The 346-nt window shown below is 65.9% G+C and carries 1 pseudogene; it reads left to right on the top strand.

The window, feature by feature from the left end:
* Nucleotides 1-16: 16 nt before the first annotated feature.
* Nucleotides 17-346: pseudogene (locus tag ACFWJO_RS39925) on the top strand (conjugal transfer protein); the annotation flags it as partial.

Genomic DNA, 346 nt, shown 5'->3' with positions numbered 1-346 from the left:
AGACGACCAGGAGCCGGTGCGCATCCTGAAGAACGCAGGGGACCGCTACACGCTCCAGGCCGACGGTCTCGCCGGCCAGTACAACGCCCCGGATAAGCAGCGCGGTGGTGTTTTCGGCACCGCCCTGAAGATGATCCACTGCCTGACCATTCAGTCGATCCGGTCCTGGGTCACCGATACCGGCGACTCACGCCCGCACTTCGATCCGGCTGCATTCGTCCGGTCCACCGACACCCTCTACCCCCTGTCGAAAGAAGGCGCCGGTTCCGCCGGTCCGCTGGTGACTGCGCTGACCGTCGCCGTGTGTGAGGCAGCCGAACTGTTCGCCACCGACTCACCCGGTGGA

Source organism: Streptomyces sp. NPDC127092, from assembly GCF_042722475.1.
Classification (GTDB): domain Bacteria; phylum Actinomycetota; class Actinomycetes; order Streptomycetales; family Streptomycetaceae; genus Streptomyces.
Note: the sequence above shows the minus strand (reverse complement) of the source record. Positions and strands in the feature narration are given on the sequence as shown.